This is a genomic window from Saccharopolyspora ipomoeae (assembly GCF_029952525.1).
Taxonomy (GTDB): Bacteria; Actinomycetota; Actinomycetes; order Mycobacteriales; family Pseudonocardiaceae; genus Saccharopolyspora; species Saccharopolyspora ipomoeae.
Map to the genome: position 1 here is coordinate 35905 of NZ_JASAOF010000027.1, position 15190 is coordinate 51094.

A 15190-nucleotide genomic window follows, 5' to 3' on the forward strand; every position below is an offset into this window, starting at 1 on the left:
TTAGGCGTCTCCTAGTTCGTTGTCGAGGAGGGCGAACATCTCGTCGTCGGAGGCGTTGTCGAGGTCGATGTCCGCGGATTCCTCCTGGGCGTCGGCTCGGCGGGAGTCCCAGCGGGACTTGAGGACGTCGAGGCGCCCTGCGACCTGCTTGTGCAGCTCGTCGTCGATGTCGGCGGTGCCGAGCGCGCTCTCCAGTCGTTCGAGCTCGGCGAGGAGCGAGGTGCCCTCGTCGGGGGCGAGCTCGGCGAGCAGGTGGTCCGCCAGTTCCCGCGGCGTCGGGTAGTCGAAGACCAGCGTGGCGGGAAGGCGGGTGCCGGCCGCCGCGCTGAGGCGGTTGCGGAACTCGACCGCGGTCAGCGAGTCGAAGCCCATCTCCTGGAACTGGCGGGCGGGTTCGACGGCGTCCTTGTCGTCGTGGCCCAGGACCTCGGCGGCCTGGTGCTGGACGACGTCGAGGACGATCTCCGCGCGTTCGGCGGCCGAGCGGCCGGTGAGCTGCGCGGTGAGCGCCTCCGCCGCCGACTCGGTGACGGCGCGGCGGGTGCGCCGCCGGACGAGGTTGCGCAGCAGCGGCGGAACCTCGCCGCGCGCCCGGATCGCCGCCAGGTCCAGGCGGACCGGCAGGACCACGGGTCGCTCGACGCCCAGCGCCGCGTCGAACAGGGCCAGGCCCTCCTCGACCGGCAGCGGCGGCATCCCGGACTTGGCCATGCGTTCCGCGTGGTCGGCGGCCATGCCGGTCTGCTCCCACGCACCCCACGCCAGGGACGTTCCGGGCAGCCCGAGCTCCCGGCGCCGCGCGGCGAGCGCGTCGAGGAACGCGTTGCCGGCCGCGTAGTTCCCCTGCCCCGGGTTGCCGAACGTGCCCGCGAGGGAGGAGAACACCACGAACGCCGACAGGTCCTCGGTGAGCTCGTGCAGGTTCCACGCGGCGTCGACCTTGGGCCGCAGCACCGCGTCCACGCGTTCCGGTGTCAGCGAGTCGATCGGGGCGTCGTCGAGCACGCCCGCGGTGTGCACGACGGCCGAGACCGGGTGCTGTTCGAGCAGGTCGGCGAGGGCGGCGCGGTCGGCGACGTCGCAGGCCTCGACCTCCGCCGAGGCGCCGAGGTCGGCGAGCTCCTTGACCAGCTCGTCGGCCCCGTCGCCGTCGCGCCCGCGCCGGCTGACCAGCAGCAGTCGGCGAACGCCGTGCTCAGCGACCAGGTGACGGGCCACCAGGGCGCCCAGACCGCCGGTGCCGCCGGTGATGAGCACGGTGCCGTCGGCGTCCCAGGTCATCTCGGTGGCGGGGCCGACTCGGGTGAGTCGAGGCACCAGGACCTCTCCGTCGCGGAGGCGCACCTGCGGCTCGCCGGTGGCCAGGGCCCGTGCCAGGGCGGCCGGGTCGGTGGTGTCGGTGTCGACCAGCCCGAACCGTTCCGGGTGCTCGGACTGGGCCGAGCGCACCAGACCCCACACCGCGGAGGCGGCGAGGTCGTCGCCGGTGACGAACACCAGCCTGGTTCCGGCGGAGCGCTCGATCCACCGCTGGGCCAGGCCCAGCACCCGCGCGGCGAGGGCGTGGGCAGAGGCGACGACGTCGTCGTCGCCGGTGATCGGCACCAGCACCACCTCGGCTTCGGGGAGGTCCTCGTGGACCGGTCCGGGGAGCCCCAGGTCGTCGGGGCCGAGCACCGCCCAGTCCGGTTCGGGTGCGTCGGGTGCGGTGACCGTGGCCCAGTCCAGGCCGAACAGGTCCCGCAAGCTCTGACCGGAGAATTCCGGCGAGAGCGGGCGCACCACCAGCGAGTCCACCGAGGCGACGGGGGCTCCGGTGGTGTCGGCGAGCGCGAGGGTCATCGCCCCGTCGTCGGCGACCGCCATCCGGACCCGCAGTTCCGCGGCGCCCGAGGCGTGCAGGGACACGCCGGTCCAGGCGAACGGGACTCCGGCCCCGCCGTCGCCGCCGGTGAGGAAGGCGGTGTGCAGGCTCGCGTCCAGCAGCGCCGGGTGCAGTCCGAACCCGCCGGTCTCGGTGTCCTCGGGCAGCGCGACCTCGGCGAAGATCTCACCGTCACGGCGCCACGCGGCGCGCAGGCCCTGGAACAGCGGCCCGTAGTCGAACCCGGCCTCGGCGAACCGCTCGTAGCAGTCCGCCAGGTCCAGGGGTTCGGCGTTCGCGGGCGGCCACGCGGCGAGGCCCGTCCGGGCCGGGTCTTCCCCGGTCGTCAGGACGCCGGTGCCGTGCTCGGCCCACGGCGCGTCGGCGTCGCCCTCGGGTCGGGAGAACACGGTGACGCTGCGGCGATCCGAGTCGTCGGCGGCGCCGACGGCGACCTGCAGCTGGACCGACCCGTCTTCGGGCAGCACCAGCGGCGCGGCCATCGTCAGCTCCTCCACCCGGTCGCATCCGACCTCGTCGCCCGCGCGCACCGCGAGCTCCACCAGGGCGGCGCCGGGAACGAGGACCTGTCCCATGACGACGTGGTCGCCCAGCCAGGACTGCGAGCGCAGCGACAGGCGGCTGGTGAACAGGAACCCGTCGGATCCGGCCAGCTCGACCGCGGCTCCCAGCAGCGGGTGCTCGACGGCCTGCAGGCCCAGCCCCGAGGCGTCGCGGGACCGGGTGGTGGGCATCGGCCAGAACCGCTTGTGGTCGAAGGCGTAGGTCGGCAGGTCGACCCTGCGCGCCCCGGTCCCGGTGAAGAACGACCGCCAGTCCACGTCGACGCCGGACACGTGCAGCTGCGCCAGCGCGGTGACCGCGGCGACCTCCTCGGCCCCGTCCTTCCGCAACATCGGCACCAGCACGGCGTCCTCGACCGTCTCCGCCGCCATCGCCGACAGCACGCCGTCCGGTCCGAGCTCCAGGAACGCGTTCACCCCCGCCTCGGCGAGGTCGGCGACGACGTCCCCGAACCGCACGGCTTCCCGCACGTGCTGCACCCAGAACTCAGCCGAGCACACGTCCCCGGACACCACCACGGGCACGCTCGGGCTCCGGAACGAGATCCCGCTGATCGCTTCCCGGAACTCCGCCAGCATCGGCTCCATCAAAGCCGAGTGGAAGGCATGAGACACGCTCAACCGCTGGAACTTCCAACGCCCGGCAACCTCAAGAACAGCGTCCTCGTCCCCAGCCAGAACCACCGAACTCGGCCCGTTCACAGCCGCCAGCGACACCACACCACCCGAACCACTCCCGTCCCCAGGCGACGGAATACCGGAGTAATCCGATCCCCGAATACGGGAGTTTTCCGTTTCCGGAATACCGGAGTAATCCGTCAGGAACGGCAGCACCTCGGACTCACTCGCCCGAACCGACACCATCACCCCACCCGGGGGCAACGCCTGCATCAGGCGGGCTCGGGCCGTGATCAGGGTGCAGGCGTCCTCCAGGGACAACACGCCTGCCAAGTGGGCTGCGGCGATTTCCCCGATCGAGTGGCCCGCGACGTAGTCCGGGCGGAGGCCGAAGGACTCGGTGAGCCGGTACAGGGCGACTTCCAGGGCGAACAGGGCCGGTTGGGCGATGCCCGTCTGGTTCAGCGGCTCCTCGTCGGCACCCCACATGACTTCGCGGACCGCCGGGTCCAGGTGTTCCAGGACCTCGTCCAGGGCTTCGGCGAAGACCGGGAAGCGGTCGTAGAGCTCGCAGCCCATGCCGACGCGCTGCGAGCCCTGCCCGGAGAACAGGATCGCGAGCGTCCGCTCCTCGGCGACGCCTCGGGCGGATTCGACGACGCCGGTGTCGCCGTCGAGCAGGACCGCGCGGTGCTCGAACACCGGGCGCGATTCCACCAGCGAGTACCCGATGTCGACGGAGGACTCCTCGTCGACGTGGGCGCGGATGCGCTCGGCCTGACCGGACAGCGCGCCGTCGGTCTTGGCCGACACCGGCAGCGGCACGACGCCGGGCAGGACCTGGGTGTCCTCCTCCGGCTCGTCCACGGCCTCGGGCTGCTCCAGGATCAGGTGGGCGTTGGTGCCGCTGATGCCGAACGAGGACACCGCAGCCCGCCGGGGCCGTTCGACCTCGGGCCACTCGGCGGCGTCGGTGAGCAGCGAGACCGCGCCGGCTTCCCAGTCGACCTGGGAGGAAGCGGTGTCGGCGTGCAACGTCCGAGGCAGGATCCCGTGCTGCATCGCGGTGATCATCTTGATCACGCCCGCAACGCCCGCTGCTGCCTGCGTGTGCCCGATGTTGGACTTGATCGAACCCAGCAGCAACGGCTGCTCGCGGTCCTGCCCGTAGGTCGCCAGCAACGCCTGCGCCTCGATCGGGTCGCCGAGAGCCGTTCCGGTGCCGTGGCCCTCGACCACGTCGACGTCCGATGTGGACAGACCAGCGCTGGCCAGGGCCTGGCGGATGACCCGCTGCTGCGAGGGACCGTTCGGCGCGGTCAGTCCGTTGGAGGCGCCGTCCTGGTTCACCGCACTGCCCCGCACGACCGCCAGCACCTGGTGGCCGTGGCGGCGGGCGTCGGAGAGCCGTTCCAGCACGACCACACCGGCACCTTCGGACCAGCCGACGCCGTCGGCCGCATCGGAGTAGGCCTTGCAGCGCCCGTCGGCGGCGAGGCCGCGCTGCCGGGAGAACTCCACGAACGAGCCCGGCGTGGACATCACGGTCACACCACCGGCCAGCGCCATCGAGCACTCACCACTCCGAAGCGCCTGCATCGCCCAGTGCATCGACACCAACGACGACGAGCACGCCGTGTCCACGGTGACGGCCGGCCCTTCGAAACCGAACGTGTAGGCGACACGTCCGGACACGACGCTCGGCGAGTTCCCGGTACCCTGGTGACCTTCCGAACTGCCGCTGAGCAGCTGGCTGTAGTCGCTGTACATGACTCCGGCGAACACACCGGTCCGGCTGCCGCGCAGGGAAGTCGGGTCGACGCCGGTGCGTTCCAGGGCTTCCCAGACGGTTTCCAGCAGCAGTCGCTGCTGGGCGTCGGTGGCCAGCGCCTCGCGCGGCGACATGCCGAAGAACGCGGGGTCGAAATCGCCCGCGTCGTGCAGGAATCCGCCAGACCGGGTGTAGGAGGTTCCCGGGTTGTCGGGATCGGAGTCGAACAGCGAGTCCAGGTCCCAGCCGCGGTCGGCCGGGAACTCGGTGATCGCATCGACCCCGTCGGACACCAGGCTCCACAGGTCCTCCGGCGACGACACACCGCCCGGGTAGCGGCAGGCCATGCCCACGATCACGATCGGGTCCTCGGCGGTGTTGACCAGGACCGGCAGGTCCGGGGCCGGTTCGTCGCCGCCGAACAGCTCGTCGCGCAGGTGCTCGGCCAGGACGCGCGTCGTCGGGTAGTCGAAGACCAGCGTCGCGGGCAACCGCAGGCCCGTGGCGGTGCCGAGCCGGTTGCGCAGCTCGACGGCCGTCAGCGAGTCGAACCCGAGTTCCTGGAACGCCTTCGACGGGTCAACGGCGGTCGCGTCGGTGTGCCCGAGGACCGCGGCGACCTCGCCCGCGACCAGCTCGACCAGCGCCGCCGGCCGCTCGGTCGCGTCGAGCCCGCTGAGCCTGGCGATGAGCGACTCGGCCGTGCGGGTCTGCGCCAGCGACCGCCGCGTCCTGGTGCGGACCAGGCCGCGCAGCAGCCGCGGCACGTCGCCGCCGGAGCGCAGGGCCGCCAGGTCGAGGCGGACCGGCAGGACCACCGGGCGCGTCGTGGCCAGGGCGGCGTCGAAGAGCTCCAGCCCTTCGCCCGGAGTGAGAGCGGGCATGGCCGAGCGGGTTTGGGCCGCCATGCCCTGTTCCCAGGCTCCCCAGGCCAGCGAAGTGCCGGGCAGGCCGAGTGACCGCCGGTGCTCGATCAGCGCGTCGAGGAACGCGTTGCCCGCGGCGTAGTTCGCCTGGCCCGGTGTTCCGAAAACGCCTGCGGCGGAGGAGAAGACGACGAACGCGGACAGGTTCGCGGTGAGCTCGTGCAGGTGCCACGCGGCGTCGACCTTCGGACGCAGCACGGCGTCCACCCGCTCCGGTGCGAGCGACTCGATCACTCCGTCGTCGAGCACGCCCGCCGCGTGCACCACGGCCGAGATGTCGTGCTGTTCCAGCAGGTCCGCGACCGCGTCGCGATCCGACACGTCGCAGGCGGCGACGTCGACGCGGGCGCCGAGCTCGGCCAGCTCAGCGGGGAGCTCGCCGGCGTCGCCGCGCCTACTGACCAGCAGCAACTCGCGGACACCGTGCTCGGCGACCAGGTGGCGAGCCACGAGGGCTCCCAGGCCGCCCGTGCCGCCGGTGATCAGGACGCGGTCGTCCCAGGTGATCGGCTCGTTCTCCGGTGCCACCCGGGCCAGGCGCGCGGCCAGGACCTGACCGTCGCGCACGAGCAGCTGCGGCTCGTCGGTGGCCAGCGCCCGCCTCAGGGCGGTGTCGTCGGGTTCGTCGACGTCGACCAGCACGAACCGGCCCGGGTGCTCGGATTGCGCCGAGCGCACCAGACCCCACACCGCCGAGGCCGCCACGTCGCCGTTGGTCACGAACACCAACCGCGACTCGGCGAAGCGCTCGTCGGCGAGCCACTGCTGCAGCAGGCCGAGGGCGCGTGCGGTGAGGTCGTGGGCCAAGGCGACGACGTCGTCGCCGCCGGTGATCGGCACCAGCACCACCTCGGCCTCGGGCGGTTCCTCGTGGACCGGTCCGGGCAGGCCGAGCTCGTTCGGGCCGAGCACCGCCCAGTCCAGGTCAGCGGGCTCCGCGGTCACCGGGTTCCAGTCCAGGCCGAACAGCGCGTCGCGGCTCACGCCGCCGAGCTGCTCGGGGGCGACCGGGCGCACCGCCAGCGACCGCACCGACGCGACCGGGGTTCCGGTGGTGTCGGCCAGGTCGAGGGTCATGGCGCCGTCGGTGGAGCGGGTCAAGCGCACCCGCAGCTCCGTCGCGCCTGCCGCGTGCAGGGTCACGTCCGCCCAGGAGAACGGCAGCCCCGCTTCGCCGCCGGTCTCGGCGACGAACGCGGTGTGCAGGCTCGCGTCCAGCAGCGCCGGGTGCAGCCCGAACCCGCCGGTCGTGACGTCTCCGGGCAGCGCGGTCTCGGCGAACACCTCGTCCTCGCGGCGCCAGGCGGCGCGCAGGCCCTGGAACAGCGGGCCGTAGTCGAACCCGGCTTCGGCGAGGCGGTCGTAGCAGCCGTCCAGGTCCAGGGGCTCGGTGTTGGCGGGCGGCCACTCGCCCAGTTCGGTCCCGTCGTGCGGGAGCGCCCCGGCGAGCACACCGGCGGCGTGCTCGGTCCACGGCGCGTCGGTGTCCTCCGGCCGCGAGTACACCGCGATCGAGCGACGTCCCGACTCGTCGGGGGCGCCGACGGCGACCTGCAGCCGCAGCGCGGTCTTCTCCGGCAGCACCAGGGGCGCCGCCATCGTCAGCTCCTCGACCCGCTCGCACCCGACCTCGTCACCGGCGCGGATCGCCAGCTCCACCAGGGCCGCGCCGGGAACCAGCACCTGACCCATGACGACGTGGTCGGCCAGCCACGGCTGCGCGCGCAGCGACAGGCGGCTGGTGAACAGGAACCCGTCCGAGCCCGCCAGCTCCGCCCCGGCACCCAGCAGCGGGTGGCCGAGAGCGGTGAGGCCCAGACCCGAGGCGTCGTGGGGTTGCGCGGTCGGCGTCGGCCAGAACGTCCGGTGCTCGAAGGCGTAGGTGGGCAGGTCGACCCGGCGTGCCCCCGTCCCGGCGAAGAACGGCCGCCAGTCCACGTCCACGCCCGCCACGTCGAGCCGCGCGAGCGCCGTGACCGCGGCGGTCTCCTCGTGCCCGTCCTTGCGAAGCATCGGCACCACCAGGGCGTCCTGCGCGGTCTCGGAGACCAACGCCGACAACACCCCGTCGGGCCCCAGCTCCAGGAACGCCGAAGCCCCCGCCTCGACGAGCTCGGCCACCGAGTCCCCGAACCGCACGGCCTCCCGAACGTGCTCCACCCAGAACTCAGCCGAAGCCACGTCCCCGGCAGCAGCGATCGGAACCACCGGATCCCGGAACGACAAACCCTCAACGACGTCCCGGAACTCCTCCAACATCGGCTCCATCAGCGCCGAGTGGAACGCATGAGAAACCCTGAGCCGCTTGAACTCCCACCGAGACGCAACCGCCATCACGGCGTCCTCATCCCCAGCCAACACGACCGACTCCGGACCGTTCACAGCCGCCAAAGAGACGACACCCGATCGAGAATTGCCATTTTCGGGGGGACGAATACCGGAGTTTTCCGTGGGACGAATACTCCGGTAATCGTCCCCCCGAATACGGGAGTTTTCCGTGCCAGAAAGATCACCCGACAGGAACGGCAGGACATCGGACTCGCTCGCGCGGACCGCGACCATGACCCCGCCTGTGGGCAGGGCCTGAATCAACCGGGCCCGGGCCGTGATCAGAGTGCAGGCGTCCTCCAGGGACAACACGCCCGCCACGTGGGCCGCGGCCACCTCCCCGATCGAGTGGCCCGCCAGGTAGTCCGGGCGGAGACCGAAGGACTCAATCAGGCGATAGAGGGCCACCTCCAGAGCGAACAACGCCGGTTGAGCGACACCCGTCTGGTCGAGAGCTTCCTGGTCGCCGCCCCACATCACCTCGCGGACGGATGGATCCAAGTGCGACAGGACCGCATCGAGAGCCTCCGCGAACACCGGGAAACGCTGGTAGAGGTCCCGGCCCATGCCCAAGCGTTGCGAACCCTGACCTGCGAAGACCACGGCGAGGGAGCCGTCTTGCGGCGAGCCGGTGGCCAGGTCCGTGATGCCGGAGTCCGTGGCGAGGAGGACCTTGCGGTGGTCGAAGCGGGAGCGCGAGTCGACCAGGGAGAAGGCGAGGTCCAGGGCCGGGGTGCGCTCAGCGGCGGCGCGGATGCGTTCGGTCTGGCCGACCAAGGCACCCTCGGTCTTCGCCGAGATCGGCAGCGGGATCGCAGCCGGGTGAACCGTCGCCTCCGGCTCCGGGATGTCCTCGTCGGGGGCCTGTTCGAGGATCACGTGGGCGTTGGTGCCGCTGATGCCGAACGACGAGACGCCGGCCCGGCGCGGCCTGCCGGTGTCCGGCCACTCGGCCGGTCCGCTCAGCAGCTCCAGGGCACCGGCCTCCCAGTCGACGTGCGACGACGGGACCTCGGCGTGCAGCGTGCGCGGCAAGGTGCCGAGCCGCATCGCCTCGATCATCTTGATCACGCCCGCAACGCCCGCCGCGGCCTGCGTGTGCCCGATGTTGGACTTGATCGACCCCAGCAGCAGCGGCCGTTCCCGGTCCTGCCCGTAGGTCGCGAGCAACGCCTGCGCCTCGATCGGATCACCCAAAGCCGTCCCGGTACCGTGCGCTTCCACCGCGTCCACATCGGACGGATGGAGTCCGGTGCCGGCGAGGGCCTGCCGGATGACGCGCTGCTGCGACGGGCCGTTCGGGGCGGTGAGACCGTTGGACGCACCGTCCTGGTTCACCGCGGAACCCCGCAGGACCGCGAGGACCTGGTGGCCGTTCCGGCGAGCGTCCGACAGGCGTTCCAGCACCAGCAGACCGACACCCTCGGACCAGCCCACACCGTCGGCGGAGTCGCCGAACGCCTTGCAGCGCCCGTCGGGTGCGAGTCCGCCCTGCCGGGAGAACTCGACGAACGAGCCCGGCGTGGACATCACGGTCACGCCACCGGCCAAGGCCAGCGAGCACTCGCCCTGGCGCAGCGACTGCGCGGCCAGGTGCATCGACACCAGCGACGACGAGCACGCCGTGTCCACCGTCATCGCCGGACCCTCGAACCCGAACGTGTAGGAGACGCGGCCGGAGACGACGCTGGGCGAGTTCCCGGTGCCCTGGTGACCCTCCGAGGCGTCGCTGAGCAGCTGGACGTAGTCGCTGTACATGACACCGGCGAACACACCGGTCTGGCTGCCGCGCAGCGAGGCCGGGTCGATGCCCGCGCGCTCCAGCGACTCCCACGCGACCTCCAGCAGCAAGCGCTGCTGGGCATCGGTGGCCAGCGCCTCGCGCGGCGACATGCCGAAGAACTCGGCGTCGAAATCACCTGCGGCGCTGAGGAATCCGCCGGATCGAGCCGATGAGGTCCCGGCATGATCGGGGTCCTGGTTGAACAGCAGGTCCATGTCCCAGCCGCGGTCGGTCGGGAACTCGGTGATCGCGTCGACGCCGTCGGAGACCAGCCGCCACAGGTCCTCCGGCGAGGACACGCCTCCCGGGTAGCGGCAGGCCATGCCCACGATCACGACCGGGTCGTCAGCCGTGCTGACCGGCGCCGGGAGCGCCACGTCGGCGGCGCCGAACAGCTCGTCGTGCAGGTGCTCGGCCAGCGCCTGGGCCGTCGGGTAGTCGAACACCAGCGTCGCCGACAGCTTTAGGCCGGTGGTGGCGCCGAGCCGGTTGCGCAGCTCGACAGCGGTCAACGAGTCGAAACCGAGGCCCTGGAACGCCTTCGACGGATCGACGGCGTTGCCGTCGACGTGGCCGAGGACCGCGGCGACCTCACCGCGCACCAGGTCCAGGAGCGCTTCGGCGCGGCCGGTCTCGCTCAGGCCGCGCAGGCGGGTCGCCAGCGACTCGGCCGTGCGCGATCCCGCCCCGGCCTTGACCGTCCGGCTGCGGACGAGGCCGCGCAGCAGCGGCGGAACGTCGCCACGAGCGCGGATCGCGGCCAGGTCGAGGTGCAGCGGCAGCACCACGGGCCGTCCCGTGGCCAGGGCGGCGTCGAACAGCCGCAGGCCGTCCTCGGGCGCCAGCGCGGGCATGGCCGATTTGGTCTCGGCCGCCATGCCCTGATCCCAGGCACCCCAGGCGAGGGAGGCACCCGGAAGGCCGAGAGACCTGCGGTGCTCGACCAGAGCGTCCAGGAACGCGTTCCCGGCGGCGTAGTTCGCCTGGCCGGGGTTCCCGAAAACGCCTGCGGCGGAGGAGAACACCACGAACGCCGACAAGTGCTCGGTCAACTCGTGCAAGTACCAGGCCGCATCCACCTTCGGACGCAGCACCGCATCAACGCGCTCCGGTGTCAACGACTCGACCACACCGTCGTCCAGCACACCAGCCGCGTGCACCACGGCCGAGAACTCGTGCTGCTGCACCAGTTCCGCCACGGCCTCGCGATCGGCCACGTCGCAGGAAACGACCTCCACCCGGGCACCGAGCTCGGTCAGCTCATCGGGGAGCTCGCCCGCATCCCCTCGCCTGCTGACCAGCAGCAGATCGCGAACACCGCGCTCCGCCACCAGATGACGAGCCACCAGAGCACCCAGGCCACCCGCACCACCGGTGATCAGAACCCGACCACCCCAGGTGAACGGCTCGTCCTCCGGGGCGACGCGCGCCAACCTGGCCGCCAGCACCTCACCGTCGCGGATCAGCAACTGTGGCTCGGCCGACTCCAACGACGTCGCGAGAGGAGCGACATCGACGTCGTCGGGGACGTCGAGCAACCCGAACCGGCCCGGGTGCTCCGACTGCGCCGAACGCACCAGACCCCACACGGCGGCCGAAGCGACATCGCCTTCCCGAGTCACGAACACCAGACGCGCATCAGCGTCCCGCTCGCTCGCCAACCACTCCTGCAGCAGCGCCAGAGCGCGGGACACCGTCGCGTGCACGGACTCCGGAACATCGCCGGGTTCCGGCACGATCGGGGCCAGCACCACACCACCGGTCTCCGCCCGCAGCCCCGGCTCCACCCGCGTCTCGACCCCGGGCAGCGCCTCGGCCAGACCGAACTCGTCCGCGCCGAGGATCGTCACCGGGGAGGTGAAGGTCTGCGCGGGCACCGACGTCCACTCGACGCCGAACAGCGACCGCCGCTCGACACCCGAGGGGACCAGCTGGTCCCCGGCCACCGGGCGCACCGTCAACGACTCCACCGAGGCCACCGGCACGCCGTCCGGATCGGTCATGGCGAGCTCGATCGAGCCGTCGGCGTCCCGGCGCAGCCGCACCCGCAGCTCCACCGCCTCCCACGCGTCCAGCGACACGCCCGACCAGGAGAACGGCAGGCCCGCTCCTCCGTCCCCGGCGATGGCCGCCGCGTGCAGGCACGCGTCGAACAGCGCCGGGTGCAGGTCGAAGCCGTCGGTGTCGACCCCGTCTGGCAGCGCGACCTCGGCGAAGGTCTCCGCCCCGCGCTGCCAGACCGCGCGCAAGCCTTGGAAGATCGGGCCGTACTCCAGTCCGGCGTCGGCGAGCCGGTCGTAGCAGTCGTCCAGCGCGACGGGTTCGGCGCCGGCGGGCGGCCAGACCGCCACGTCGAACTCGGCCTCGCGGCCGTCGACGGCCAGCGCACCGCTGGCGCACGGCGTCCAGACCTGCTCGTCGTCGCCGTCGGGCTGCGAGTAGACGTTCACCGACCGGCGGCCGGACTCGTCGGCCGCGCCGACCCACACCTGCACCCGCACGCCGCCGTGCTCGGGCAGGACCAGCGGAGCGACGAGCGTCAGCTCTTCCACACCGCCGCAGCCGAGCTCGTCGCCTGCGCGGGCGACCATCTCGACCAGCGCCGCGCCCGGCACGACCGGGCGCCCCATGACGACGTGATCGGCCAGCCACGGGTGCGATTGCAGGGACAACCTGCTGGTGAACAGCGCCCCGTCGCCCTCGGCCAGCTCGACCGCCGAGCCCAGCAGCGGGTGTTCCGTCGACAGCAGCCCGAGGCCCAGCGAGCTGTCGTGCCGGGCCGCGGCCGCGGGCCAGAACCACTGGTGCTGGAAGGCGTAGGTGGGCAGCGCGATGCGGCGCGCACCGGTTCCGGCGAACAACGGGTCCCAGGAGATGTCGACGCCGCTCGCGTGCAGCCGCGCCAGGGCGGTGACGGCGGATTCCTCCTCGCCCCGGTCCTTGCGCAGGATCGGGACGAGCAGCGCGTCCTCGGCCGTCTCGGCTGCCATGCCGGACAGCACCCCGTCGGGGCCGAGTTCCAGGAACGCGGTGGTGCCCGCGTCGACGAGGTCGGCCACGGCGTCGGCGAACCGGACGGGTTCGCGCACGTGCTGCACCCAGTGCTCGGGCGAGGTCACATCACCCGAGGCGACCACGGGGATCGTCGGGGCGTGGAACGACAAGCCGCTGACGACCTGGTGGAACTCGTCGAGCATCGGGTCCATCAGCGGCGAGTGGAAGGCGTGCGAGACGTGCAGGCGGGTCGACTTCCACCGCGACGCCACCTCCAGCACGGCGGCCTCGTCTCCGGAGAGCACCACCGACGCCGGACCGTTGACCGCGGCGATCGACACGCCGTCGACCAGGTGCGGCAGCACCTCGGCCTCACCGGCCTGCACCGCCACCATCGCGCCGCCCGACGGCAGCGCCTGCATCAGCCGCGCCCGGGCGCCGACCAGCGCGCACGCGTCCTCCAGGGAGAGGACCCCGGCGACGTGGGCGGCGGCGATCTCGCCGATCGAGTGCCCGGCCAGGTGGTCCGGCCGCACGCCGAAGGACTCGACGAGCCGGAACAGGGCGACCTCGATCGCGAACAACGTCAGCTGAGCGGTCCCGGTCCGGTCGAGCGCTTCGGCGTCGTCGCCCCACATGACCTCGCGCACGGCGGGGTCGAAGTGCTCCAGCACCTCGTCCAAGGCGTCGGCGAACACGGGGAACCGCTGGTGCAGCTCACGCCCCATGCCGAGTCGCTGCGAGCCCTGGCCGGTGAACAGGATCGCCAGCGTCCGGGCCTCGGCGACGCCACGTCCGGCCGGGACGATGCCGTCGCCGGTGGCGACCAGGGCGGCGCGGTGCTCGAACAGCGAGCGCGAGGTGGCCAGGGTGTAGGCGATGTCCAGCGGGGAGCCCTCGGCGGAGCGGATGCGGTTGATCTGCTCGTTGAGGGCCTCCTCGGACCGCGCGGAGATCATCCACGGGACGGCGGACGGCGGGGTCTGCTCGACCGGTTCGTCGACGGCCGGGCCTTGTTCGAGGACGAGGTGGGCGTTGGTGCCGCTGACACCGAACGCCGACACCGCCGCTCGGCGGGGCCGGTTCACCTCCGGCCACTCGGCCGGCTCGGCGAGGAGTTCGACGGTTCCGGTTTCCCAGTCCACGTGCGTGGACGGCGTGTCGGCGTGCAGGGTGCGCGGCAGGACGCCCTGCTGCATCGCGGAGATCATCTTGATCACGCCCGCAACACCCGCGGCCGCTTGCGCGTGGCCGATGTTGGACTTGATCGAACCGAGCCGCAGCGGCTCGTCGCGGTCCTGACCGTAGGTCGCCAGCAGCGCCTGGGCCTCGATCGGATCGCCGAGAGTCGTTCCGGTGCCGTGCGCCTCGACCACGTCGACATCCGATGTGGACAGACCTCCGCTGGCGAGGGCCTGGCGGATGACGCGCTGCTGCGACGGGCCGTTCGGGGCGGTCAGGCCGTTGGAGGCACCGTCCTGGTTGACCGCGCTGCCCCGCACCACGGCCAGCACCTGGTGACCGTTGCGGCGCGCGTCGGAGAGCCGCTCCAGCACCACGACGCCGACGCCCTCGGACCAGCCGACGCCGTCGGCGGAATCGCCGAACGCCTTGCAGCGGCCGTCCGGCGACAGGCCGCGCTGCCGGGAGAACCCGATGAACGCGCTCGGCGTGGACATCACGGTCACACCGCCCGCCAAGGCCAGCGAGCACTCGCCCTGCCGCAGCGACTGCGCGGCCAGGTGCATCGACACGAGCGACGACGAGCAGGCGGTGTCGACCGTGACCGCAGGGCCCTCGAACCCGAAGGTGTAGGAGACGCGGCCGGAGACGACGCTCGAACCGCCGGTGGCCTGGTAGCCCTCGGCGTCACCCGCGAGGAGTTGGGCGTAGTCGTTGTACATGACACCGGCGAACACGCCGGTCTGGCTGCCACGCAACGCCGTCGGGTCGATGCCCGAGCGCTCCAGGGACTCCCAGGAGACCTCCAGCAGCAGCCGCTGCTGGGCGTCGGTGGCGAGCGCTTCGCGCGGCGACATGCCGAAGAAGGCGGGGTCGAAATGCCCTGCTTCGTGCAGGAATCCGCCTTCGCGGACGTAGGAGGTCCCGGCGTGGTCCGGGTCGGGGTCGAACAGCGCGTCGAGGTCCCAGCCCCGGTTGTCGGGGAACTCCGAGATCGCGTCGACGCCGTCGGAAACCAGCCGCCACAGGTCCTCCGGCGAGGACACGCCTCCCGGGTAGCGGCAGGCCATGCCCACGATCACGACCGGGTCGTCAGCCGTGCTGACCGGCGCCGGGAGCGCCACGTCGTCGGCGCCGAAC

The 15190-nt window shown here is 72.2% G+C and carries 1 protein-coding gene (cut by a window edge); it reads right to left on the reverse strand.

All coding sequences use genetic code 11. From position 1 onward, the window contains the following. Positions 1-15190: the 3' portion of an SDR family NAD(P)-dependent oxidoreductase gene (locus QFW96_RS27090; RefSeq protein WP_425524800.1), read on the reverse strand. Its footprint extends 15143 nt past the window's final position; the window shows 15190 of its 30333 coding nt (coding positions 15144-30333); its start codon lies beyond the right edge, outside the window; its stop codon occupies positions 1-3.